Origin of the sequence: Agrobacterium sp. LY4 (assembly GCF_001526585.1) — a bacterium.
GTDB classification, from domain to species: Bacteria; Pseudomonadota; Alphaproteobacteria; order Rhizobiales; family Rhizobiaceae; genus Agrobacterium; species Agrobacterium leguminum.
Genome location: NZ_ASYA01000012.1, coordinates 42,247 through 67,140 on the forward strand (window position 1 = coordinate 42,247; position 24,894 = coordinate 67,140).

At 60.1% G+C, this 24,894-nt stretch carries 21 protein-coding genes and 1 pseudogene; 12 read left to right on the forward strand and 10 right to left on the reverse strand.

The window, feature by feature from the left end; genetic code table 11:
* Positions 1 to 76 precede the first annotated feature (76 nt).
* The 5 genes from ccoG (at position 77) to gndA (ending at position 6,195) form a co-directional block, all read left to right on the forward strand.
* The gene (gene ccoG, locus L904_RS11150; RefSeq protein ID WP_020813184.1) at positions 77 to 1,660 is read left to right on the forward strand and encodes a cytochrome c oxidase accessory protein CcoG; all 1,584 of its coding nucleotides are present in this window, start codon (positions 77 to 79) and stop codon (positions 1,658 to 1,660) included.
* Entirely contained in the window at positions 1,657 to 2,157 is a 501-nt protein-coding gene (locus L904_RS11155; protein WP_020813183.1) for a FixH family protein, read from the forward strand. The genes ccoG and L904_RS11155 overlap by 4 nt, the downstream gene beginning before the upstream one ends.
* Entirely contained in the window at positions 2,154 to 4,445 is a 2,292-nt protein-coding gene (locus L904_RS11160; protein WP_020813182.1) for a cation-translocating P-type ATPase, read from the forward strand. The genes L904_RS11155 and L904_RS11160 overlap by 4 nt, the downstream gene beginning before the upstream one ends.
* Positions 4,442 to 4,600 (forward strand): cbb3-type cytochrome oxidase assembly protein CcoS, encoded by a 159-nt coding sequence (gene ccoS, locus L904_RS11165; protein ID WP_003502794.1) that lies wholly within the window; start codon positions 4,442 to 4,444, stop codon positions 4,598 to 4,600. Before L904_RS11160 ends, ccoS begins: the two co-directional genes overlap by 4 nt.
* A 164-nt stretch (positions 4,601 to 4,764) precedes the next feature.
* Positions 4,765 to 6,195 carry an NADP-dependent phosphogluconate dehydrogenase gene (gndA, locus tag L904_RS11170; protein WP_035262148.1) on the forward strand — a complete coding sequence of 477 codons (1,431 nt, stop codon included), beginning with the start codon at positions 4,765 to 4,767 and terminating at the stop codon, positions 6,193 to 6,195.
* A gap of 66 nt (positions 6,196 to 6,261) precedes the next feature.
* Here the strand turns inward: gndA and L904_RS11175 are convergent, their stop codons facing one another.
* The 3 genes from L904_RS11175 to L904_RS11185 form a co-directional block, all read right to left on the reverse strand.
* A complete protein-coding gene (locus L904_RS11175) occupies positions 6,262 to 6,588 on the reverse strand; it encodes an RcnB family protein (protein WP_035262146.1) in 327 nt (108 codons plus the stop codon).
* A 190-nt stretch (positions 6,589 to 6,778) separates the two neighbouring features.
* Complete coding sequence (gene mgrA / locus L904_RS11180) at positions 6,779 to 7,810, reverse strand: L-glyceraldehyde 3-phosphate reductase (protein WP_035262142.1); 1,032 nt, start codon at positions 7,808 to 7,810, stop codon at positions 6,779 to 6,781.
* A gap of 103 nt (positions 7,811 to 7,913) precedes the next feature.
* Positions 7,914 to 10,412, reverse strand: coding sequence for a glycoside hydrolase family 2 protein (locus L904_RS11185; RefSeq protein ID WP_035262154.1), 2,499 nt, complete (start codon positions 10,410 to 10,412; stop codon positions 7,914 to 7,916).
* A gap of 491 nt (positions 10,413 to 10,903) precedes the next feature.
* On the opposite strand from L904_RS11185, the gene L904_RS11190 reads away from it, so the two are divergent.
* On the forward strand, positions 10,904 to 11,956 hold the full coding sequence (locus tag L904_RS11190) for a LacI family transcriptional regulator (RefSeq protein WP_020811500.1): 1,053 nt from the start codon (positions 10,904 to 10,906) through the stop codon (positions 11,954 to 11,956).
* Between the two features lie 194 nt (positions 11,957 to 12,150).
* Here L904_RS11190 and znuA read toward each other — a convergent pair whose 3' ends face one another.
* Positions 12,151 to 13,143 (reverse strand): zinc ABC transporter substrate-binding protein ZnuA, encoded by a 993-nt coding sequence (gene znuA / locus L904_RS11195; protein WP_035262139.1) that lies wholly within the window; start codon positions 13,141 to 13,143, stop codon positions 12,151 to 12,153.
* Positions 13,144 to 13,247: 104 nt separating this feature from the next.
* On the opposite strand from znuA, the gene znuC reads away from it, so the two are divergent.
* The 3 genes from znuC to zur are packed head-to-tail and all read left to right on the forward strand — an operon-like array spanning position 13,248 to position 15,383.
* Entirely contained in the window at positions 13,248 to 14,162 is a 915-nt protein-coding gene (gene znuC / locus L904_RS11200; RefSeq protein WP_035262138.1) for a zinc ABC transporter ATP-binding protein ZnuC, read from the forward strand.
* The gene (gene znuB, locus L904_RS11205; RefSeq protein WP_020809931.1) at positions 14,155 to 14,973 is read left to right on the forward strand and encodes a zinc ABC transporter permease subunit ZnuB; all 819 of its coding nucleotides are present in this window, start codon (positions 14,155 to 14,157) and stop codon (positions 14,971 to 14,973) included. The genes znuC and znuB overlap by 8 nt, the downstream gene beginning before the upstream one ends.
* Positions 14,970 to 15,383: a zinc uptake transcriptional repressor Zur gene (zur, locus tag L904_RS11210; RefSeq protein ID WP_020809932.1), complete on the forward strand. Its 414-nt coding sequence runs from the start codon at positions 14,970 to 14,972 to the stop codon at positions 15,381 to 15,383. The genes znuB and zur overlap by 4 nt, the downstream gene beginning before the upstream one ends.
* A gap of 36 nt (positions 15,384 to 15,419) precedes the next feature.
* On the opposite strand, the gene L904_RS11215 is transcribed toward zur, so the two are convergent.
* Together L904_RS11215 and L904_RS11220 are read right to left on the reverse strand one after the other, a co-directional pair.
* On the reverse strand, positions 15,420 to 15,953 hold the full coding sequence (locus L904_RS11215; RefSeq protein WP_020809933.1) for a gamma carbonic anhydrase family protein: 534 nt from the start codon (positions 15,951 to 15,953) through the stop codon (positions 15,420 to 15,422).
* A gap of 34 nt (positions 15,954 to 15,987) precedes the next feature.
* Positions 15,988 to 16,677, reverse strand: coding sequence for a fumarylacetoacetate hydrolase family protein (locus L904_RS11220; protein ID WP_020809934.1), 690 nt, complete (start codon positions 16,675 to 16,677; stop codon positions 15,988 to 15,990).
* Between the two features lie 137 nt (positions 16,678 to 16,814).
* Here L904_RS11220 and dusA point away from each other — a divergent pair, with 137 nt between their 5' ends.
* A complete protein-coding gene (dusA, locus tag L904_RS11225; protein WP_020809935.1) occupies positions 16,815 to 17,825 on the forward strand; it encodes a tRNA dihydrouridine(20/20a) synthase DusA in 1,011 nt (336 codons plus the stop codon).
* Positions 17,826 to 17,831: 6 nt separating this feature from the next.
* Here dusA and L904_RS11230 read toward each other — a convergent pair whose 3' ends face one another.
* On the reverse strand, positions 17,832 to 18,632 hold the full coding sequence (locus tag L904_RS11230) for a DUF72 domain-containing protein (RefSeq protein WP_020809936.1): 801 nt from the start codon (positions 18,630 to 18,632) through the stop codon (positions 17,832 to 17,834).
* A gap of 56 nt (positions 18,633 to 18,688) precedes the next feature.
* The gene (uvrA, locus tag L904_RS11235; protein WP_020809937.1) at positions 18,689 to 21,610 is read right to left on the reverse strand and encodes an excinuclease ABC subunit UvrA; all 2,922 of its coding nucleotides are present in this window, start codon (positions 21,608 to 21,610) and stop codon (positions 18,689 to 18,691) included.
* A 264-nt stretch (positions 21,611 to 21,874) separates the two neighbouring features.
* Here uvrA and L904_RS11240 point away from each other — a divergent pair, with 264 nt between their 5' ends.
* Complete coding sequence (locus tag L904_RS11240; protein ID WP_020809938.1) at positions 21,875 to 22,450, forward strand: single-stranded DNA-binding protein; 576 nt, start codon at positions 21,875 to 21,877, stop codon at positions 22,448 to 22,450.
* Positions 22,451 to 22,489: 39 nt separating this feature from the next.
* A complete protein-coding gene (locus L904_RS11245) occupies positions 22,490 to 22,744 on the forward strand; it encodes a hypothetical protein (protein WP_020809939.1) in 255 nt (84 codons plus the stop codon).
* Between the two features lie 56 nt (positions 22,745 to 22,800).
* Here the strand turns inward: L904_RS11245 and L904_RS11250 are convergent.
* Positions 22,801 to 23,948, reverse strand: a pseudogene (locus L904_RS11250) (HPP family protein).
* A gap of 132 nt (positions 23,949 to 24,080) precedes the next feature.
* Positions 24,081 to 24,710: a MarC family protein gene (locus tag L904_RS11255; protein ID WP_003525062.1), complete on the reverse strand. Its 630-nt coding sequence runs from the start codon at positions 24,708 to 24,710 to the stop codon at positions 24,081 to 24,083.
* Between the last annotated feature and the right edge of the window lie 184 nt (positions 24,711 to 24,894).

The window sequence follows — 24,894 nt, forward strand, 5'->3', positions numbered from 1 at the left end:
TCGTCACTTGATGTAAGTCAAGGATGTTTCACCGGGGAGATGGGAGAAAGCAAGGAGATAAAAACGGACTCCTATCATGAACATCTATCGCGCCGGACAGGATCGCCCGCAACAGCCCGTCGAGAGGCTGGAGGCGGAGGCCGTCAATTCCGCAAAAACGCGCAAACCGCTCTATGAAGCACGCAGGAAGATTTTTCCCAAGCGTGCGGAAGGCAGGTTCCGGAGGTTCAAATGGCTGGTGATGCTGGTCACGCTCGGCATCTATTATCTGACGCCGTTCCTGCGCTGGGATCGCGGTCCCTATGCGCCGGATCAGGCGGTGCTGATCGATATCGCCAACCGGCGCTTTTATTTCTTCTTCATCGAAATCTGGCCGCAGGAGTTCTTCTTCGTCGCCGGATTGCTGGTCATGGCCGGGCTTGGGCTCTTTCTCGTCACTTCCGCTGTCGGGCGCGCATGGTGCGGTTACACCTGTCCGCAGACCGTCTGGGTCGACCTGTTTCTGGTGGTCGAACGGGCGATAGAGGGCGACAGGAATGCGCGCATGAAACTGGATGCCGCACCCTTCACATTCGGCAAATTGCGCAAGCGGGTGCTGAAACATGCGATCTGGCTGGTGATCGGCGTTCTGACCGGCGGCGCCTGGATTTTCTATTTCGCCGATGCGCCGACGCTGGCGATGCAGTTCATGACAGGGCAGGCGCCGATGATCGCCTATTCCACCGTCGCCATCCTCACCGCCACCACCTATGTCTTCGGCGGGCTGATGCGGGAACAGGTCTGCACCTATATGTGTCCGTGGCCGCGCATTCAGGCGGCGATGCTGGATGAGAATTCGCTTGTCGTCACCTATAATGACTGGCGCGGCGAACCGCGCTCGCGGCATGCCAAGAAGGCTGCGGCGGCAGGGGAGAGCATCGGCGACTGCGTCGATTGCAATGCCTGCGTCGCGGTCTGTCCCATGGGCATCGACATCAGGGACGGGCAGCAGCTGGAATGCATCACCTGCGCGCTCTGCATCGATGCCTGCGACGGGGTGATGGACAAGATCGGCAAGCCGCGCGGGCTGATCGCCTACGCGACGCTTTCCGAATACCAGTCCAACATGGCGTTGGCGACCGGCAATGGTGAGCATGCCATCCGCCCCGCCAATGTGCGCGAGGAGGACGGCAGCTTCAGGAAGAGCATCCGCCACTTCAACTGGCGCATCGTCTTCCGGCCGCGCACGTTGCTTTACACGGCCATATGGTCGGCGGTCGGCATCGGCATGCTGTTTGCGCTGGTGACGCGCGAGCGGCTGGCGCTGAATGTGCTGCATGACCGCAATCCGCAATATGTGCTGGAATCGAACGGTTCCATTCGCAACGGCTATACGGTGCGCATTCTGAACATGGTGCCGCAGCCGCGCATAATGAGCCTCACCATCGAGGGCATTCCGAATGCGGTGATGAAGATCAACGGCATGCCGGATACGGCCGCGCGGACCTTCGAGGTGACGGTGGAGCCGGACGAGGCGACGACGCTGAAGGTCTTCGTCACCCTGCCGGGCGAGGATGTGGCGCGTACGGCGGAAAACTTCGAATTCATCGTCAGCGATACGGGCGGCCATGAGACGGCCCGCTACGGTGCTGTCTTTAACGCTCCGGGAGTGAAAAAATGACCGTGAACAATCGTCAGACGTCCGGTTTCACGTTCACCGGCTGGCATATGCTGGGTGTCATGCTGCTGTTTTTCGGCACCGTCATCACCGTCAACATGGTGATGGCCTGGAACGCGGTCAACAGCTGGAGCGGGCTCGTCGTGCCCAATACCTATGTGGCCAGCCAGCAGTTCAACGCCAAGGCGGAAGCCGCCAAGGCAAGGGCTGCGACCGGTATCAAGGGCAAGCTCATCGTGGATGAAAAGACGGTGCGTTACGAGGTGTTTCATCCCGATACCGGCCCGGTCGACACCGATAAGGTGACGGCGCATTTTCGCCGGCCTGTCGGGGAGCGCCAGAATTTCGACATGGAGCTGACCCCGGTTTCCACCGGCGTCTTCACCGGCCCGCATGACATGCTGCCGGGCCAATGGATCGTCGAGGTCACCGCCGTCAAGGACGGCCGGATCATCGTCCATGAGGGCACGCGGATCGCCGTCATCAGGGGGCGCCAATGAGCTGCTGCGCACCGGGAACGGAAGGTTCGCTGCAACTCGGCGAGCCGGTCAATCCACCATCGTCAGAGGAGTTGATGCTGGCGAGCCGCGATCTGGGGCAGGGGTTGCGCCAGACCGATCTCAGCGTGCCGGATGTGTATTGCGGCGCCTGCATCGCCACCATCGAGACCGCGCTCGGCCGTCTGCGCCAAGTGGAGCGGGCGCGGGTGAACCTGTCGTCCAAACGCGTGGCCGTCGTCTGGAAAGAGGAAGTCGACGGCGTCAGGACCGATCCCGCCGAGATTGCCCGCGCCATTCTTGCGACGGGATATCGCACGCATCTTTTCGCCAGCGGGCAGGATGCCTCGGACGCCTTGCGTTCGCAGCTGATAAGGGCGGTGGCGCTGTGCGGCTTTGCTTCCGCCAATATCATGCTTCTGTCCGTCTCCGTCTGGTCGGGGGCGGATGCGGCGACGCGCGACATGTTCCACTGGATTTCGGCGATGATCGCCGCGCCGGCGCTGATCTATGGCGGGCGTTTCTTCTATCAATCTGCCTGGAACACGCTGAAACATGGCCGCACCAATATGGACGTGCCGATCGCACTCGCCATCACGCTTTCCTATGTCATTTCCCTGTGGGAGACGATCCATCACGGCGAACATGCCTGGTTCGATGCGACCGTCTCGCTGCTGTTCTTCCTGCTGATCGGCCGGACGCTTGACCATATCATGCGCGACAAGGCGCGCTCGGCCATTGCCGGACTTGCCCGGCTTTCGCCGTGCGGGGCAACGGTGATCGGTGAGAACGGAACGCGGGAGTATCGGCCGCTTGCCGATGTCCAGCCGGGAATGTCGATTGCGATTGCGGCCGGGGACCGGGTGGCGGTGGACGCCGTGGTCGTCTCCGGCAGCAGCGATCTCGACATGTCCATCGTCAACGGTGAAAGCGCGCCACGCCGCGTTGCGGCAGGCGACAGCCTGCAGGCCGGCACGCTCAACCTCACCGGTTCGCTCACCGCCCGGGTGACCGCCTCGGCCAGGGATTCCTTTCTGTCGGAAGTGATCGGATTGATGGAGGGGGCCGAAGGCGGACGGGCGCGTTACCGCCGTATCGCCGACCGCGCCGCAAGCTATTATTCACCCGTGGTGCATCTTCTCGCGCTGGTGACGTTTCTCGGCTGGGGCATTTTCGGCGGTGACTGGAAACAGGCGATGCTGATCGCCATTGCGGTTCTCATCATCACCTGCCCCTGCGCGCTTGGTCTTGCCGTTCCCGTCGTGCAGGTGGTGGCCGCCGGGAGGCTTTTCCGCCACGGCATCATGGTCAAGGAAGGCTCGGCGATGGAGCGGCTGGCCGAAATCGACACTGTGCTGTTCGACAAGACCGGCACCCTGACTATCGGCAAACCGAGACTGGTCGAGACTGGCGATGTGAAGCCCGCCACCATGGCGATTGCAGCGGGGCTCGCCGCCCATTCGCGGCATCCCCTGTCGAAAGCCCTGCATGCTGCCTATAGCGGCGTTTTGCCGGCCTATGAGGCGGTGCGGGAAATTCCGGGCTCCGGCGTCGAGGCGGAGAACGAAGCGGGAACCTACCGGCTGGGCAATCGCCGTTTCGCGTGCCCGGATGAAGTGAGCGTCGATAATGGCGATGCGCGGTCGGAAGTTGTGCTGTCCCTCGACGGCCGGCATCTGGCGAGCTTCGGTTTCGAGGATAATCCGCGCGCAGGTGCGGTTGCGGCACTGCGCAGCCTGTCGGTACGGGGGCTGATGCAGGAAATCGTTTCGGGTGACCGGGCAGCAGCCGTCAGCGCCATGGCGCAGCGGCTGGGGATCGGCAACTGGCGTGCCGATCTGTCGCCGAAGGACAAGGCGGCGCGCTGCGCCGAGCTTGCCGGAGAGGGGCGCAGGGTGCTGATGGTGGGAGACGGTATCAACGACGCGCCGGCGCTTGCCGCCGCGCATGTGTCCATGGCGCCCGCCACCGCCGCCGATATCGGCCGGCAGGCCGCCGATTTCGTGTTCATGCAGGAGGATCTCGATGCCGTGCCTTTCGCAATCGAGACATCGCAGCGGGCCGGAAGGCTGATCCGGCAGAACTTCGCGCTTGCCATAGGCTATAACGTCATCGCCGTGCCGATTGCGATTGCCGGTTATGCGACGCCGATGATTGCGGCCATCGCAATGTCGACATCGTCCCTGATCGTCGTCGCCAATGCCCTGCGGCTTGCCGGTACGGCTGAAACCGTCCGTCCTCAGAACCAAGCGAAGACCGGATTTGCAGGCGAGGGGGTGCAACTGGCATGAATATGCTGATCTATCTCATTCCCGTCGCGCTGTTTTTAGGGGCGCTTGGCCTTTTCGCCTTCCTCTGGTCGGTGCGCTCGGGCCAATATGAGGATATGGACGGGGCCGCCTGGCGCGCGCTGGATGATGGTGACGACCGGCCCCGACGATCATAAGAGGCGAGGCGGGCTAGCCGTTTTGAACTGGCCTCGACCTGTCGCAAATATGCAAAGCTGATTTGCGTCATCAAAATTTAATCGTTTCAGTCGCCCCCAGCCTTGCCGTTTGTTCATTACAGTGCCACAACACGACCACCTAAAAGCAAGATGGAGGCACATCCGTGGAACAGGCAGAAATCGGTTTGATCGGTCTCGGCGTCATGGGCTCGAACCTGGCGTTGAACATCGCGGAAAAGGGCAACAAGATTGCCGTATTCAACCGAACCCCTGAAGCGACGAAAAAATTCTACGCCGAGGCTGGGGACTTGCAGGGACAGTTGATCCCCTGCGAAACCATCGAGGAATTCGTCGCCGCCATTCGCCCTCCGCGCCCGATCATCATCATGATCAAGGCCGGCGATCCGGTCGACCAGCAGATGGAAATCCTGAAACCGCATCTGTCCAATGGCGACATCATGATCGATGCCGGCAATGCGAATTTCCGCGATACGATCCGTCGTTTCGACAATCTGAAGGATAGCGGCCTGACCTTTATCGGCATGGGTGTTTCCGGCGGTGAAGAAGGCGCGCGCCATGGACCGTCGATCATGGTCGGCGGCACCGAGGACAGCTGGAAGCGCGTCGAGAAGGTGCTGACTTCCATTTCCGCCAAGTACAACAACGATCCATGCGTGGCATGGCTCGGCAATGATGGTGCCGGCCATTTCGTCAAGACCATCCATAACGGCATCGAATATGCCGATATGCAGATGATCGCCGAAATCTACGGCATCCTGCGTGACGGCCTTGGCATGAGTGCCGTGGAAATCGCCGATGTGTTCGCAGAATGGAACAAGGGCCGCCTGAATTCCTACCTGATCGAAATCACCGAGAAGGTTCTGCGCGCCGCCGATCCGATCACCGGCAAGCCCATGGTCGATCTGATCCTCGACAAGGCCGGCCAGAAGGGCACCGGCAAGTGGTCGGTCATCGAGGCGCAGAACATGGGCGTCGCCGCAACCGCCATCGAAGCGGCCGTGGCTGCGCGTATTCTCTCCTCGCAGAAGGATGAGCGTGAAGCTGCCGAGAAGATCTTCGGCCTGCCGACCCTTGCGCCTGCACCGGCTGACAAAAAGGCTTTCATCGCCGATCTGGAAAGCGCGCTTCTGGCCGCCAAGGTCGGCGCTTATGCGCAGGGCTTCGCCATCATGTCGGCCGCTTCCAAGGAGTTCAACTGGAACCTGCCGATGCCGACGATTGCCCGCATCTGGCGCGCGGGCTGCATCATCCGCTCGGAATTCCTCGATGAGATCACCTCGGCCTTCACCAAGGACCCGCATGTAGCCAACCTCATCGTGACGCCTGCCTTTGCCGGCATCGTCAAGGATACCGACGCACCGCTGCGCCGTGTCGTTTCCTATGCCGTTCTGTCGGGCCTGCCGGTTTCGGCGCTGGCTTCGGCGCTCGGCTATTTCGACGCCTATCGCCGCGGCCGCGGCAGCGCCAACCTCATCCAGGCGCAGCGCGACTTCTTCGGCGCGCATGGTTTCGAACGTACCGACGGTGTGGACAAGCCGCACGGCCCTTGGGGCAGCGGCGCCGACATTTTCTGATCGGCTGAAACGACAAACAAAAAGGCCCGCGAAAGCGGGCCTTTTTTTATTTCATCGATGCCTGGATTAGCGGGCGGCGGCGAGGCCGACGATCAGGCCGCTGACGGCGTTGATGAGCAGGAACTGGTTGTCGACGCGCACCCAGCGCTGGTCGCGGCGCGGCTCGGCAAGGCGATAGCGGCGATAATCACGGCGGTCGATGACGTTGCGGCGTTCACCCGCAGACAGGCGCTGGCCGCGATCCCAGCGGTGCTTCTTGACGATGACCTTCTTGGTGGTGACCTGACGCTCGACGGTAACACCGCGATGGCGATCGTCGTGACGACTTTGGGCCTGCGCCATCGGAGCTGCGAGAACGGTAGCGGCCAGAAGAATGGTGACGAACTTTTTCATGGAAGTTTCCTCTCGTGTTTCGATGAGGAGAACTTACGAATAAACGAATGAACGGAAACTGAATTTAAAATTACATTTATGTAATGGTTATTAACGGTTAGGGGCGGGAGTTAATCTTTTGTTTTGAGATTTTTGGCCCGGCTTTTGCAATGTGCAGACCGCCCGGCGGAACCGGGCGGTCTCTCATCAGTCAGACGCGTTCGGCGGATTTTGCCCAGAGGTTGATATCCGCTTCCTTGGCGTAACGGTCGATTTCGGCAAGTTCCTCGGCCGTGAAATCCGGCTTGTCGAGCGCCTTCACGCAATCCTCGACCTGTTCGACACGGCTTGCGCCAATGAGCGCCGAGGTGATGCGGCCGCCGCGCAGAACCCAGGCAATCGCCATCTGCGCCAGCGTCTGGCCGCGCCGCTCGGCAATGCTGTTGAGTGCACGGATGTTCTCGACATTGCGCTCGTTGAGGAAAGCGGGGTTCAGCGACTTGCTCTGCGCGGCACGGCTGCCCTGCGGCACGCCACCCAGATATTTCGTCGTCAACATGCCCTGCGCCAGCGGGGAGAAGACGATGGAGCCGATGCCCAGTTCTTCCAGCGTATCAACGAGACCGTCTTCCTCGATCCAGCGGTTGATCATCGAATAGCTCGGCTGATGGATGATGCAGGGCGTGCCGAGGTCCTTCAGGATCGCGGCGGCCTCGCGGGTGCGCTTCGAATTATAGGACGAGATGCCGACATAAAGCGCCTTGCCCGAACGCACGATCTGGTCCAGCGCGCCGCAGGTTTCCTCAAGCGGCGTATTGGGGTCGAAACGGTGGGAATAGAAGATATCGACGTAATCCAGCCCCATGCGCTTCAGGCTCTGGTCGCAGGAGGCGATTACGTATTTGCGGCTGCCCCATTCGCCATAGGGGCCGGGCCACATGTTGTAACCGGCCTTGGAGGAGATGATCATCTCATCGCGATAGCCCCTGAAATCCGTCTTCAGGATTTCACCGAAGGCGGTTTCGGCGCTGCCGGGCGGCGGGCCGTAATTGTTGGCGAGATCGAAATGGGTGATGCCGAGATCGAAAGCGCGGCGGCAAATGGCCTGTTTGGTCTGGTGCGGCGTGTCGTTGCCGAAATTGTGCCAGAGCCCCAGCGAGATTGCCGGCAGTTTCAGGCCGGTCTTGCCGCAATGATTATATTTCATGGACGCGTATCGGTTTTCGGCCGGTTGCCAAACCATGGGTCTTCCTCCGCTTGCTGATGACTGGCTGCCGGAGAACCCGGCAACCTTTTGAACCGATGAAGACAGGCGTGGGTTCACCTGTCATTCCCGAGAGGGATGGTTATGCCTTTCTCCGCATGGTTTCAATGCCGGGATTGGGCGAGGATTGGCAGGTATGAAGATCGAAGATGCGGAAATGCGGCTGGGGGCCGTCCGCCTTCGGGGTGAAGATGATACGGCGCGTTTCGCCGGCGGCAAGATCGAAGAGATTGTCGGAATAACGTCCGGGTTGATCTGCCTCCAGCATGACGAAGAGGGCGAGACCCGTGGCGGTGACATCGATTTCGAACTGGCCGTTTTTCAGTGTGTTGGTGGTGAATGTCAGGCCGGCAGGCTGAAGCTCCAGCGCCTTGTAGCTATCGCGCACATGGTGGCCTTCGCCGGTCATGCCGTTGGAAGCGATGAAGCTCCAGGCAAGGACGGCGCCGTCAGGCAGACTGTCCATGTCGATATCGGTCAGCATGGCGGCCCTGTCGGTCGCGCAGGTGCCGTTGGCGGATTTCAGCGGCACGCGGTTGCCGTCCATGGTCAACGCAACGATGTTCATGTCGATCTCCACATCCTCCGCCGTGTCGTTGACCATGGAGAAGCTCACCCGGCGTCCATCTTCTGAGGGGATGGCCGAGACCGTGACGGGCTGGAAGAAACGGCGGGCGGCATAATGCAGCGCTTTCCAGCCGCCGCCATAATCGAGACTCGACCATGAGGCGACCGGCCATGTGTCGTTGAGCTGCCAATAAAGCGTGCCCATGCAATGGGGCTTGAGCGAGCGCCAGTAATCGACAGCCGTGCGGATGGCCAGCGCCTGCTGGACCTGACTGAGATACACGAAATTCTCGAAATCCTTCGGGAAGCGGAAGTAGCGGAACATGGTGCCGGCGATGCGCTCATTGCCGCCGACATTCTTCTGGTGCAGCTCGATGACCGGGGAGGCGATGTTCATGTCCCTGTCTTCCGCGTAGGTACGGATGACGGGCATGGATGTATAGGACTGGAAACCGAATTCGGAGCAGAAGCGCGGCTTCACGCATCGAAAATTATCGAACGACTTGTTCTCGTGCCAGACGGACCAGTAGTGCATGTCGCCGGAACCATCCGCATGCCAGGCATCGCCATAATCGAGATAACCGGAGGCGGGGCTCGAAGGCCACCACAGCGCTTCGGGAGCGGCTTTTTTCAGGGCCCGTTCGATGGTGCGGTTCAGGCGGTCATAGGCCACGAGATAACGATCGCGATTGTTGCGGGATTCATCGAACCAGGTCAGCGCACCCACCAGCTCGTTATCGCCGCACCAGAGCGCGATGGAGGGATGGGAAGAGAGGCGTTTCACCTGATAATCGACCTCGTGTTCGACATTGTCGAGGAAATCCTCGCTGCAGGGGTAAAGGTTGCAGGCGAACATGAAATCCTGCCAGACCAGCAGGCCGAGACGGTCGCAGAGATCGTAGAACCAGTCTTCCTCATAAAAGCCGCCGCCCCAGACGCGGATCATGTTCATATTGGCCTCGACCGCAGAGCAGAGAAGGTCTTCGGTCTTTTCCCGGCTGGTGAGCGAATAAAGCGCATCGGCGGGGATCCAGTTGGCGCCGCGGCAGAAGATTTCCCGGCCGTTGATGCGGAAAGCGAAGCGGCTGCCTGCCTCGTCCTTGTCCGTCAGAAGCTCGATGGTCCTGAAGCCGATCTGCCGGGTCACGGTCTCATCGGGCAATTCCACCGTCAGCCTGTAGAGCGTCTGTTCGCCACTGCCGGCTGGCCACCAGAACTCCGGATTTTCCACGAAGAAGACGTGGCGCACCACCGTTTCACCGGCTCCGACGCCGCAATCGAGCCTGAGCCTTTCATCGTTGAGAGACAGATATACCGGCAGGCTCGCGGGGCCTTCGGCAAACAGCGTGACGGCGACATGCAGCTCGACGCCGCCCTCAACATGGTGCTGCGAGGTGACGACATGTTCGATGCGGGCTGTATCGAGGCGCTTCAGTAGAATTTTGCCGTAAAGGCCGAGCGGCGCAATCGCGATATTCCAATCCCAGCCGAAATGGCATTGCGGCTTGCGCAGCATGTTGCCATTGGCAATCGGTGAGTTGCCGGGGTGATAGGGAATATAAAAAGGCTGCCGCGCCTGCCGTTCCGCGCCGGCCGCAATGTTGGAATGGAAATGGATGCGGATGGTGTTTTCACCGGGCCGCACAGCCCGCGAAACATCCGGGCGGTAACGGCGGAAACAATTGTCGGCGCTCAGGACAGGGATGTCGTTGACGAAGACGATGGCGACGGTGTCGAGGTAGTTGATATCGAGATACCAGCTGGCATCCGCCTCATCGAGAATGAAGGTTCGCTCGAGAATCCAGTCCTGCTGCGCGACCCATTGCACCGCCTTCTCATTGGCGCCGTGATAGGGATCGGGAATGATGCCCGCATTTTTGAGCGCGGTGTGAATATCGCCCGGTACGGAAAGCTGGGTGGCGTGGTCTCCTTCCACCGAGGTCAGGCGCCAGGACCCGGCCAGATCGATGACGGTTTCGGGCGAGGAAGAAGAAATCATAATCGGACCCTGCATAATATGAATTCGAAGAAGACTGGGCTGCATCATGGTGCAGGCTTGTGTCAGAATCTGGGGGAGAATGGATGCGTGCAAAGCGGCTGCCTCACATTTATCCGGCTTTGCGATTTCCTCCCTTCGGCAACGTTACCGTAAAACAATCGTTCCGTCATTCCTTTGAGTGACAATCTGTAACATGAAAAATGCCGGGGAAGGCCGGGTCTTGATAATGACGTTGCCTCGTCCAAAATTAATCTATTTTTATTATTTTATATTAGTGTGTTATATGGATTTTTTAATCTATATAATGAGGAAATTTATCCAATGATATCCGGACTTTTGGCCCCGTAAGAAAAAGAACGCGGTCGGGAAATATTTTCCGGACCTATATCGTTTTAGCTGAATTGGCCGATAGCCGGACAGGACCGGCCTTTGACCGCAGACCTTTGCCTTTGCAACAGGGCAAAAGCTATCTATGATTACCGTTCGGTAAAGCGTGGCGAAATGACATGAACGATACTGGCAAATCCGGCAGGGACGACATACCCGCGACCACGGGCGAGCGTCCGACCTTGAAGACAATCGCCTATATGACGGGTCTCGGCATCACCACCGTATCGCGCGCACTGAAGGATGCGCCCGATATCGGCGCTGAAACCAAGGAGCGCGTGCGGCTGATCGCCCGGCAGATCGGCTACCAGCCAAACCGCGCCGGGGTGCGCCTTCGCACCGGCAAGACCAATGTGATTGCCCTTGTGCTGAGTGTCGATGAAGAACTGATGGGTTTCACCAGCCAGATGGTCTTCGGCATCACCGAGGTTCTTTCCACGACACAATATCATCTGGTCGTGACGCCCCACATCCATGCCAAGGATTCCATGGTGCCGATCCGCTATATTCTCGATACCGGTTCGGCGGATGGGGTCATTATTTCGAAGATCGAGCCCAACGATCCGCGCGTTCGTTTCATGACCGAGCGCAACATGCCCTTCGTCACCCATGGGCGGTCCGATATGGGCATCGACCATGCCTTTCATGATTTCGATAACGAAGCCTATGCCTATGAGGCGGTCGAACGGCTGGCGCAATGCGGGCGTAAAAGGATCGCCGTCGTCGTGCCGCCATCGCGGTTTTCATTCCACGATCACGCCCGCAAGGGGTTCTTGAGGGCAATCAGGGATTTCGGCCTTAGCGAATTTCCGCTGGATGCCATCACCATCGAAACGCCGCTCGAAAAAATCCGCGATTTCGGCCAGCGGCTGATGCAATCGGATGACCGTCCCGACGGCATCGTTTCGATCAGCGGCAGCAGCACCATTGCGCTGGTGGCGGGTTTCGAAGCGGCAGGTGTGAAAATCGGCGAAGATATCGATATCGTCTCGAAACAGTCCGCCGAGTTCCTGAACTGGATCAAACCGCAGATCCACACCGTCAATGAGGATATCAAACTGGCGGGCAGGGAGCTTGCGAAGGCCCTTCTGGCGCGCATTAACGGCGCGCCGCCGGAAACCCTGCAGAGCATCAGCAGCCCTGTCTGGTCTTCGATGGCGCCGAAGCCGTAACGAGCTGCTTTGCGATTGATGGCGTGACGTCTCCACCCAGCGATTGTCGCGCCTCGTTTCCTTATGCAGTACTTTATATTTCAATCGCAAGTAACTGTTTTAAAATATATATTATTCCGATTATTCACGCCTCGGCCGTATTCCGGTTCAAAGCCGGAATGACGGAACCGGGGCGTTAGGGGCGGCAATACGCATCAGGACAGGCAATCCTTCAGCGAGCCTGCAATGCCGCGCATCAGCTTGAAATAGAGGTCCGGGCCGGGTTCCAGCGTCGCTGCCTCCGGATCGAGCGTCGCCGATTTCGCGGCGGTGCCTTCGGTGATGACCGAAATCAGCTTCGGCTCGAATTGCGGTTCAGCGAAAACGCAGGTTGCGCCGAGCTGGCGAACCTTTTCCTGCATCTGCTTGACGCGGTCCGCACCGGGCAGGGTTTCGGGGCTGACGGTGATCGATCCAGCCGTCTTCACGCCGTAACGATGCTCGAAATATTGATAGGCATCGTGGAACACGATGAAGGGCTTGTCCTTCACCGGCTTGACCGTTTCCTTGAGTTCGGCGTCGAGCGCATCGAGGTCGTCGATCAGTTTTTTGGTGTTGGCCTGATAGGTCGCGGCATTGCCGGCATCGGCGGCGATCAGCGCGGTTTCTATCGTCTGCGCCATGGCCTTGGCATTTTCGGGATCGAGCCAGAGATGGGTATCGTATGCGCCGTGGTCATGGTCCTCGTGACCCTCCGCATGGTCGTGTCCATGATCGTGCGCGCCTTCCTCTTCAGCGTGGCCGTCATGCGCCTCGTGGCCTTCATCGCCATGGTCATGTGCTTCAAAGGGGCCGCCTTCGCGGAAGGGCAGCTTTTCCAGACCCTTTGCGTCTTCCAGTTCCACCACGGTTGCCTTGCTGGCAAGCGCTTCGAGCGGCTTTTCCAGGAATGCTTCCAGTCCCGGCCCAACCCAGAAGACCACATCGGCCTTTTCGAGCTTGCGGGCATTGGACGGTCTGAGATTATAGGTGTGCGGCGAAGCCGCGCCGTCGACGATGAGCTGCGGTTCGCCGACGCCCCGCATGATGGCGGCGACGAGGGAATGGACGGGCTTGATCGAGACCACGACATCGGGCGCGGCGGTGGCGCCGGAAGCGGCGGCCGCTATTGCCACCGATGCCATGAGCGGGATCAGGAACGATTTCATGAAATGCACTCCACTTGAAGAAGTATAGTTATGTTATTACATTTATTGCGTAACTCTATAACGTATGCAATAGCGGTAAGCAACATCGCCGAACGGACAATCCCATGCTTCATTCCGCCCATCGGGGCAAAGAGATACTGGTTTCCCTTGCCAATGCCGGCGTGCGGCGCAACGGCCGCTGGCTGGTGCGTGGCGTGGAATTTTCCGTCAGCAAAGGCGAGATCGTCACGCTGATCGGGCCGAACGGTTCCGGCAAATCCACCAGCGCGAAAATGGCGATCGGCGTGGTGAAGCCGACCGAGGGCGAGGTTTCGCGCATTGCCGGTCTGAAGGTCGGTTATGTGCCGCAGAAGCTTTCCGTGGACTGGACCATGCCGCTTTCGGTGCGCCGGCTGATGACGCTGACCGGGCCGCTGCCAGCCCGTGAAATCGACGCGGCGCTGAATGCGACGGGCATTGCGCATCTCGCCAATGCGGAAGTGCAGCACCTTTCCGGCGGCGAGTTCCAGCGCGCGCTTCTGGCCCGCGCCATCGCCCGCAAACCCGATCTGCTGGTTCTCGACGAGCCCGTGCAGGGTGTCGATTTCTCCGGCGAGATCGCGCTCTATGATTTGATAAAAAATATCAGAAATTCAAATAATTGTGGAATTTTGTTAATCTCGCATGATCTGCATGTGGTGATGGCCGAAACCGACACCGTCATATGCCTGAACGGCCATGTCTGCTGCCGGGGCACGCCGCAGGCGGTTAGCCAGAGCCCGGAATATATGCGGCTGTTCGGCGGCGCCGCAGCCAAGGCGCTTGCCGTCTATAGCCACCATCACGATCATACTCATTTGCCCGATGGTCGGGTGCAGCATGCGGATGGTTCGGTGACCGATCATTGCCACCCCGAGGATGGGCACCATCATATGCATGACCACGGCCACCACCACGACAGCCATGACGAATGCGGCTGCGGCCATGAGCATGAGGGCCATACGCCTCCCAGCGAGCGGCAGGGAGAGCGCCATGTTTGACGATTTCTTCGTTCGCGCCATGGTCGCCGGTATTGGCGTTGCGCTCACTGCCGGTCCTCTCGGCTGTTTCGTCGTCTGGCGGCGCATGGCCTATTTCGGCGATACGATGGCCCATTCGGCGCTGCTTGGCGTCGCGCTGTCGCTGCTGTTGCAGCTCAACCTCATCGTCAGCGTCTTTCTGGTGGCGTCGGCGGTTTCGATCCTGTTGCTCTTTTTGCAACGGCGTCAGGCGCTCTCCGCCGATGCATTGCTTGGCATCTTGTCCCATTCGGCGCTGGCGATAGGACTCGTCATCGTCGCTTTCATGAGTTGGGTGCGCATCGATCTCGTCTCGTTCCTGTTCGGCGATATTCTCGCGGTTACCCGCAGCGATATTGCCCTGATTTGGGGAGGCGGGCTGGTGGTCATCGTCTCCATGGTGTTCCTGTGGCGGTCGCTGCTTGCCTCCACCGTCAATACGGAGCTGGCCGAAGCCGAGGGGCTGAACCCGGAGCGCGCAAAGCTGATCTTCACGCTATTGATGGCGCTGGTGATCGCCATTGCCATGAAGGTGGTCGGTATCATGCTCATCACGTCATTGCTCATCATACCGGCGGCGACCGCCAGACGCTTTTCCGCCACGCCTGAGGTGATGGCGGTGGTGGCTTCGCTGATCGGCGCAGTCGCCGTTGTCGGCGGCCTGTTCGGCTCGCTCAGTTACGACACACCGTCCGGCCCATCCATCGTGGTTGCCGCGGTGATCCTCTTCGTTATAAGCCTGTTGCCGGCGCCGGGTTTTTCCCGCGCCGCGGATGAAGGAGGCAAATCATGAATGCGCAGACCCAGCAGAACCTCACCAAGAACCAGTCGCTGGTCATGAATGCCCTCTCAAACGCGCATCAGCCGCTCAGCGCCTATATGATCCTCGACAAGCTGCGGGATGAGGGTTTTCGTGCGCCGCTGCAGGTTTACCGGGCGCTGGAAAAGCTGGTGGAGTTTGGTCTCGTGCACCGGCTCGAGAGCCTCAACGCCTTCGTTGCCTGCACCCATACGCAGGCGGAGTGCTGCTCGCACCACCATGGCACGGTGGCTTTCGCCATCTGCGAATCCTGCGGGCAGGTGACGGAATTCCACGATCATGAAATCGACCACCGTCTCGAGCGCTGGGTGAAGGACAGCAAGTTCAAGGCGGAAAAGACCACCATTGAAATTCGCGGCCTCTGCGCCGCCTGCTCGGCTTAGTCTCACGGCAGGGCGGGCGTGGATGCCCGCCGTTTCCTACCCCTCGATTATCGCCAGATCTTTCGAAAAGCGCTTCCAGTTTTCGATGTATTTTTCCGCCGAGCGGCGAAGCCCCGCGACGGCCTCGTCATCCAACGTGCGGATGGCGCGCGCCGGCGAGCCGACAATCAGGGAATTGTCCGGAAACTCCTTGCCCTCCGTCACCAGCGCATTGGCGCCGACGAGGCAGTTGCGGCCGATCTTCGCGCCGTTCAGGATCGTCGCACCCATGCCGATGAGCGAATTGTCGCCAATGGTGCTGCCATGCACGATGGCATGGTGGCCGATGGTGCACATTTCGCCGATGACAGCGGGAAAACCGGGATCGCTATGCACCATCACGCCTTCCTGAATATTGGTGCCGCGCCCGATGCTGATCGGCTCGTTATCGCCGCGCAGCGTTGCGCCGAACCAGATGCCGACATCCTCGCCGAGCGTGACAGAGCCGATGACATTGGCGTCGGGGGCAACCCAGTAGCGATCGGGCGCAGGGGTCTGCGGCACCCGGTCGGCGAGGCGGTAAAGCGGCATGGTGGTGTCCTCCCTTTAGTCTTGGCGATGGCTTTCAGGCAACCGTCACGCCTAGCGTGCCGACACCTTCGACGCCGCATTCAATGCGGTCGCCACGCACGATGGGGCCGACGCCGGCCGGTGTGCCGGTCATGATGACATCGCCAGCGGCAAGCGTGAACAGCTTGGAAAGCTCGGCAATCACTTCCGGCACCTTCCAGATCATCTGGGCCAGATCGCCCGTCTGCTTGCGTTCGCCATTGACGGCGAGCCAGATCGCACCGGTAGCGGGGTGGCCGATCCTGTCTGCCGGGACGATGGGGGAGACCGGTGCGGAATATTCGAAGGCCTTCGCGCCTTCCCAGGAGCGGCCCATCTTCTTCAGGCCGTCCTGAAGGTCGCGGCGGGTCATGTCTATGCCGACGGCGTAACCCCAGACATGGTCCAGTGCCTCGGACGCCGGGATATCGGCTCCGCCGCTTTTCAGCACAACGACACATTCGACTTCGTAGTGCACATTCGATGACAGCGGCGGGTAGGGGAAGTCCTGACCGGCGGGCAGCAGATTGTCCGGGTTTTTCTGGAAATAAAAGGGCGGCTCGCGCGAGGGATCGTGGCCCATCTCAATGGCGTGATCGGCATAATTGCGGCCGACGCAATAGACCCGCCGGACGGGGAACAGATCGCCCGTGCCTTCCACGGGCAGGAGAACGGGTTTCGGAGCGGGGATGACGGTGGCGGCCATGTGGATTTCCTGTCGTCTTTTTCGGTGCAATTCTTGTCCCCCGATTCCGGGGCGATTTCCAGTTCAAAATGACCCTGGCTGCAAAACTGGCTTTTTACGGTCCTTTGCTGTAGAAGCCGGCGCAAAGAGGTTAATCCATGTACAGACAAGCGCTTGCAAGCGGCGAAAAAATCTTCGCCGTGGCCCCCATGATCGACTGGACCGATACCCGCTGCAGGTTTCTGCACCGGCAATTGTCGAAGCGCGCGCTGCTTTATACCGAAATGATCGTTGCCGACGCCATCATCCATGGCCAGCGCGACAGGCTGCTCGGCTATCACCCTGAGGAACATCCCGTCGCGCTGCAGCTTGGCGGATCGGATCCGGCCAAGCTCGCCGAGGCGGTGCGGATCGCCGGCGATTACGGATATGACGAGATCAACCTCAATGTCGGCTGTCCGTCGGATCGCGTGCAATCCGGCACATTCGGCGCCTGCCTGATGCGCGAGCCGGAGGTGGTGGCGCAATGTGTCGCGGCAATGAAGGCTGTCGGCAGCGTGCCGGTTACGGTGAAATGCCGGATCGGGGTGGACGATCAGCAGCCGGAAGCGGTTCTGCCGGATTTTCTGAAGCGGGTTGTTGCGGCAGGCGCGGACGCGGTCTGGGTTCATGCGCGAAAAGCCTGGCTGCAGGGGCTTTCGCCAAAGGAAAACCGCGAAGTGCCGCCGCTCGATTATGATCTCGTCTATCGCATGAAGCGGGAAAACCCCGATGTCTTTATCGGCATCAATGGCGGTATCGCCGATCTCGATCAGGCGAGCGGGCATCTCCAGCATATGGATGGCGTGATGCTCGGCCGTGCCGCTTATCACAACACGTCCATTCTTGCCGATGTCGACCATCGCATCTATGGCGAAGAGGCTCGCCAGCCAGACTGGATAGCGCTGCGTGACGCGATGATGGCCTATGCCGCCGACTATATCGCGGCGGGCGGACGTCTCAACCACGTCACCCGCCACATGGTCGGTCTGTTTCAGGGCATGCCCGGCGCGCGCCGTTTCCGGCAAATCCTCTCCAGCGACGCCACCCGGCCGGGCGCTGGCCCGGAGGTTATCGAGGCCGCTTTCGCCACCATCGATTTCAGCCCGACGAAAAACATGGCGGGCTGAAAGAGTTCAGACCGCCTTTTGCAGTTCCTGCGCACCAACAGGCGCATTCACCTTGCCGCCGGTGATGAAGAAGGCGAAGACATCGCGCGGTGTCTTTTCGACCTTCCGATCCGGCGCTATCAGCGGCAGATCGTCCGGCACGGCGCCCTTTGCATAGGTCTTTACCCGCTCGGCCCAGTGGTCGATCTCTTTTTTCGGGTAACAGGTCTTGATATCGTCCTCGCCCTTCTGCAGGCGGCAATAGACGAAATCGGCCGTCACATCCGGCAGCATCGGATAGTCATGATGATCGGCGCAGACGACGGCGACCTTGTGCTTGCCGAGAAGATCGATGAATTCCGGAACCTGAAATGTCTCGTTGCGCACCTCGACGACATGGCGAAGAGGGATGCCGTCCTGCTTCTCCGGTAACAGGGACAGAAATGCGCCAAAATCCTCCGCGTCGAATTTTTTCGTCGGGGCGAATTGCCAGAGGATCGGGCCGAGATGGGACCCAAGCTCCGTCAGCCCCTGCGTCAGAAACTTCGTCATCGATTCACCGGCCTCGGCCAGAACCCTGCGGTTGGTAACGAAACGGCTCGCCTTTAGCGAGAAGACGAAATCCTCGGGCACTTCGGAAGCCCATTTGGCAAAGGTTTCCGGTTTCTGGCTGCTGTAATAAGTGCCGTTAACCTCGATCGCCGTGAGCTGCCGGCTGGCGTGCTCCAGCTGGCGCTTCTTCGGCAGTTTTTCCGGATAAAAAGCGCCTTCCCATGGCTCGAAGGTCCAGCCGCCGATACCGGTGCGGATCGTGCCTGATGTCGACATATGCTGTTCCTCCTCCGGCCTTCGGCCTATCGAACCCTTGCGACGAAAGCTGCGGATTACTCCGCAGCCTCCCGTTTTCCGGCCGGCCGGCGCTCGAGAAGCTCCTTCAGGAAGTGACCGGTATAGGAACGCTCAACCTTGACGATGTCCTCCGGTGTGCCGGTCGCCACCACCTCGCCGCCGCCCGTGCCGCCTTCGGGTCCGATGTCGATGATCCAGTCCGCCGTCTTGATGACTTCGAGATTATGCTCGATCACCACGACGGAATTGCCCTGTTCGACCAGGGCATGCAGCATTTCCAGGAGCTTGTTGACATCATGGAAATGCAGGCCGGTCGTCGGTTCGTCGAGAATATAGAGCGTGCGGCCCGTTGAGCGCTTCGACAGTTCCTTGGCGAGCTTGACGCGCTGCGCCTCGCCGCCGGAGAGCGTATTGGCCTGCTGGCCGACCTTGATGTAACCGAGGCCGACATCGAAAAGCGATTGCAGCTTGTCGCGCACGGCCGGCACGGCGGCGAAGAACTCCACGCCTTCCTCGACCGTCATATCCAGCACATCGGCGATGGACTTGCCCTTGAAGGTGACATCGAGCGTCTCGCGATTGTAACGCTTGCCGTGACAGACATCGCAGGTGACGTAGACGTCAGGCAGGAAGTGCATCTCGATCTTGATGACGCCGTCGCCCTGGCAGGCCTCGCAACGGCCGCCCTTGACGTTGAAGGAGAAACGGCCCGGCGCATAACCGCGCGCCTTGGCTTCCGGCAGACCGGCGAACCAGTCGCGGATTGGCGTGAAGGCGCCGGTATAGGTGGCCGGGTTGGAACGCGGTGTGCGGCCAATCGGCGATTGGTCGATATCGATCACCTTGTCGATGAATTCGAAACCGTCGATGCGGTCGTGTTCGGCCGGGATTTCGCGCGCACCCATCACCCGACGCGCCGCCGATTTGTAGAGCGTCTCGATCAGGAAGGTGGATTTGCCGCCGCCCGAAACGCCGGTTACGGCAGTGAAAACACCGAGCGGCACGGCGGCCGTGACATTCTTCAGGTTATTGCCGCGTGCGCCAAAAACCTTGATTTCGCGGCCCTTCTTGGGCTTGCGGCGCTCCGCCGGCACGGCGACACCGAGCTCGCCGGAGAGATATTTGCCGGTCAGCGATTTCGGATTAGCCATCACCTCCTGCGGTGAGCCTTCAGCGATCACCTGACCGCCATGAATGCCGGCGGCCGGGCCGATATCGACCACATAATCCGCCGTCAGAATGGCATCCTCGTCATGTTCGACCACGATGACGGTATTGCCGATATCGCGCAAGTGTTTCAGCGTATCGAGCAGGCGGGCATTGTCGCGCTGGTGCAGGCCGATCGAGGGCTCGTCGAGAACATAGAGAACGCCGGTGAGGCCCGAACCGATCTGCGAGGCCAGCCGGATGCGCTGGCTTTCACCGCCGGAAAGCGTGCCGGAATTGCGCGATAGGCTGAGATAATCCAGCCCGACATCGTTGAGGAAACGCAGGCGTTCGCGGATTTCCTTGAGGATGCGGACTGCGATCTCGTTCTGCTTGGCGTTGAGGCTTTCCGGCAGCACCTCGAACCAGTCGCGTGCGGTGCGGATCGACATTTCGGTGACTTCGCCGATATGCAGCCTGTTGATCTTGACGGCGAGCGCTTCCGGCTTCAGGCGGTAACCGGCGCAGGCCGGGCAGGGGGCCGCCGACATGTAGCGTTCGATTTCCTCGCGCGCCCAGGCGCTGTCGGTCTCTTTCCAGCGACGCTCCAGATTGGGCACGATGCCTTCGAAATTCTTCACCGTCTTGTAGGAGCGGGCGCCGTCCTGATAGTTGAATTCGATCTTGTCATCGGTGCCCTGCAGGATGGCGTGCTGCGCCTCTTTCGAAAGATCCGACCACTTGCTCGACAGCTTGAAACCGAAAGCCTTGCCGAGCGCTTCCAGCGTCTGGTTGTAATAGGGAGAGGAGGATTTCGCCCAGGGAGCGATGGCGCCGTCGCGCAGGGTGCGGGCGGGCTCCGGCACGATCAGGTTTTCATCCACCTTCTGCTGCGAGCCGAGGCCATCGCAGCTCGGGCAGGCGCCGAAGGGATTGTTGAAGGAAAACAGCCGCGGCTCGATTTCCGGAATGGTGAAGCCGGAAACGGGGCAGGCGAATTTTTCCGAAAACAGTACACGCTCATGGGTCTCGTTGAGCGACTTATTGGCGGAGCCGCCGGCGGCGGTTTCTTCCGGCGGCAGGGGCTTGTCGGCGAATTCCGCGACCGCCAACCCGTCGGCGAGCTTGAGGCAGGTTTCGAGACTGTCGGCAAGGCGCGCGGCCATATCCGGGCGCACCACCGCACGGTCGACCACCACGTCGATATCGTGCTTGTATTTCTTGTCGAGGGCGGGCACGTCGGCGATTTCGTAGAACTGGCCATCCACTTTGACGCGCTGGAAGCCCTTCTTCATCAGATCGGCGAGTTCCTTTTTATATTCGCCTTTGCGGCCGCGCACCATCGGCGCGAGAATATAAAGACGCGTGCCTTCCTCGAAAGCGAGGATGCGGTCGACCATCTGGCTGACCGTCTGGCTTTCGATCGGCAGGCCCGTGGCCGGCGAATAGGGGACGCCAACACGCGCGAACAGCAGGCGCATATAGTCGTAAATTTCGGTGACCGTGCCGACCGTGGAACGCGGATTGCGCGATGTGGTCTTCTGCTCGATGGAGATTGCCGGTGACAGGCCGTCGATCTGGTCGACATCCGGCTTCTGCATCATTTCCAGGAACTGGCGCGCATAGGCCGAGAGGCTTTCGACATAACGGCGCTGGCCTTCGGCATAGATCGTATCGAAGGCAAGCGAGGACTTGCCCGAACCGGAAAGGCCGGTCATGACGATCAGCTTGTTGCGCGGCAGGTCCAGATCGATGCCCTTGAGGTTGTGCTCGCGGGCGCCACGGATGGAAATCGTCTTCAGTTCACTCATGACAAGGCTCGGACAAAAATAACAGGCTTGATGGCAGCGCGTCCTTATGTAGTGACGCAGCCGGATGTGTCGAGGTCTATTCCCAATCGGTCGCAGCTTTTCGGAATGCTTGACTCGAAATCTGCGATTTAATAGAACAAAAAAGGAACGAATTGCAAGCGCGAATGTCTGCTCCCGCAGCTTAAGATTATTCTTTGTGGATAGTTCCATGCTTGCGGTGCCCTTTGCGGGCGGCGGCAGCTATTGTGTGGCGAATTTTTTGAAATGCAATTGCCGGTCATGATGGCCGGCGGACAGGATGACGAGATGGCTGGTAGCGTAAACAAGGTAATTCTGATCGGAAACGTGGGCGCCGATCCCGAAATCCGCCGGACGCAGGATGGCCGTCCCATCGCCAATCTGCGCATTGCCACCTCGGAGACCTGGCGGGACCGCAACAGCGGCGAGCGCCGCGAAAAGACCGAATGGCACACCGTCGTCGTCTTCAACGAAGGCCTGTGCAAGGTCGTCGAGCAATATGTCAAGAAGGGCGCCAAGCTCTATATTGAAGGCCAGCTGCAGACGCGCAAATGGCAGGACCAGACCGGTAACGACCGTTATTCCACTGAAATCGTGCTGCAGGGCTTCAACTCCACGCTGACGATGCTCGATGGTCGCGGTGAGGGCGGTGGCCGTAGCGGCGGCGATTTCGGCGGCGGTAACGATTATGGCAGCGGCGGCGGCTCCAGCTATGGCGGCGGTTACGACCAGCAGTCCTCTCCGCGCGGCGGCTCTTCCCGTGGCGGCGGCCAGCCTTCCGGCGGCTTCTCCAACGATATGGATGACGATATTCCGTTCTGAGCGGATGGCGAATTCGGGAAAGCGTAACGGGAGACAGGCATGAGTGATGCGCCCGCACCGAAACAGCCGGCGACCTGGCGCATCGTTCTTGCCTTCTTCCTCGATTTCTGGACGGCGTTTTTCGCCGCCGGATTTCTCGTGGCGGCGGTTGCAGGCGGGCGCACGCCACAGGGTTTTGCCTTGAACGGTGTGCCTGCCTTTATCGCGTTTGCGCTTATCATCGCATATTTTGTCGTGCTCGGCCGGTTCTTTGGCGGCACGCTATGGCAGCGTCTTCTGAAGACGAGGCGCTAGCATCCGGCTTTGCCGGCTTTCCGATCGGGGAGAAGGTATTTCGGCGTCGCGGCAGATTATGCCGCGACCTTGTCCGCCAGCATCGCGACCATGACATCGGATTGCGACACGATGCCCACCATCTTGCCTCTGGCGTCGATCACCGGCAGGTAGTGCAGTCCTTCTTCGGCAAAGCGGATGATGGCCTCCTCGATTGCCGTTTCCGGCCGTACGGTTCTGACCGGCGATGTCATGATGTCCTTGACGGTATCGTTGGGGGCGCTTGCGCCGGAGAGGATGAGGCGCAGCCGCTGCAGGAAACCGATGGAGGGACGGCCGTTTCTCCAGCTCGCCTTTTCCAGAAAATCCGTCTGGGTGACGATGCCGACGATCTCCGCCTTATCGTTGGTGACCGGCAATGCCTTGAAATGGTGGCTGTGCATCAGCGCATGGGCATGGCGCAGACTGTCATCAGGCGCAACACCGACGACATCGCGCGACATGACGCTGGCGCAATCGAGATGCAGCGCACGGCGACGCCAGGAGCGCGTTCGGTCTTGCGTAAAATGGTTTCGAGTTCATCACGGTCGATATCGAGGACCTGGTCATATTCCTTCAGCACCTCGTCGAGGTCGTTGGAGGAAAAGCCGATTTTCTGGATGGGTGTCGGATCCGTGGTGCCATGGGCGGCCTTTCCAAGCTTCAGACCGTGTGGGTAGGCGCGGCCGGTGGCATTGTTATAGGCGAGGGTCAGGGCAAGAAGGATCAGCGAATTTCCGGCGACCGGCCACAGCAGAAAGCCATAACCGAGGCTGTGCACGGCAGGGCCGCCGAGAACGGCGGTCAGCGCCACAGCACCGCTTGGCGGGTGCAGGCACCGCAAGGCCATCATCGCGGCTATGGCGAGGCTGATGGCGAGCGCGCTGGCAAGGAATAGATCCGGAACCAACAGCGCGACTGTCACGCCCACGAAGGCCGAAACGAGGTTGCCGCAGAGGATCGACCAGGGCTGCGCCAGCGGGCTGGAGGGCACGGCGAACAGAAGCACGGCCGAAGCGCCCATCGGGGCGATCATGGCGGGCAGGGTGGGATCGAAACTGAGAGCGAGACTTCCCAGAAGGCCGGTCAGCAGAATGCCGACAAAGGCGCCGGTTGCGGAGCGCAGCCTTTCCCTGTTGCTGACGGGTGCGGCATCCGGGATGAGGCGACGCAGCGTGGAACGCATGGAGATAACTTTCAAATCCGAAAAAACATGAGTCTTTTAGCCGAAGCGGCGGTCGGATTTAAAGGGAGGATTTTCCGGCGTTTTAGCGGTTGGCGTGAATTTATTGCGCAGACACTGCCAAGGGTCGGCTTTTCAAAAAGCGAAGGCCGATTTTATCCCGTCGACCACGAACTGCACGGAAAGGGCGGCAAGCAGCACGCCGAGCAGCCGGGTCAGGATCGCGCGGCCGGTATTGCCGAGAAAACGGTCCATCCGCTCCGAGACGATCAGGGCCGCATAAACGAGAGCCATGGCGAAAGCGAGGATCAGGATGAGCACCAGCATCTCGACGGTGGTTTTCATCGAGCCGGCAAGTAGCACGGTTGCGGAGATGGCGCCCGGCCCGGCGATCAGGGGCAGCGCCAGCGGAAAGACTGCCAGATTGTGAAGGTGGTCCTTGGTGATGGCGATCTCGGAGGTCTTTTCCTTGCGCTCTTGGCGTTTTTCGAAAATCATCTCGAAGGAAATCCAGAACAGCAACAGGCCGCCGGCGATGCGGAAAGCGCCGAGCGAGATGCCGAGAAGATTGAGGATGGCGAGGCCGAAGAGTGCGAAGACGGCGAGAATGCCGAAGGCGATGATGGAGCCGCGCAGCGCCACCTGGCTGCGCTGGTCGCGCGTCATGCCGGCGGTCAGCGCCAGAAAGACGGGGGCAAGGCCCGGCGGATCGAGCGTGACCAGAAGTGTGGTAAGCGCGTTGATGAGCGTTTCGCTGCTGGCCATTCTTTCCCCGTCTCATCTGTTTTTAGGGCGGAGCCTACGCAAGTCGCCGGCACTTTGAAAGGGAGCGGCGGCGCTTTTGCCGGGCTAAATCGTGAAATGCGGCGTTCGTCTTGCAAATGACGCAAAAGCCTGTTCAAAACTCGCCGGGAAATTGGCTTAACGTGGCTGTTTCCGCTATAAAAAT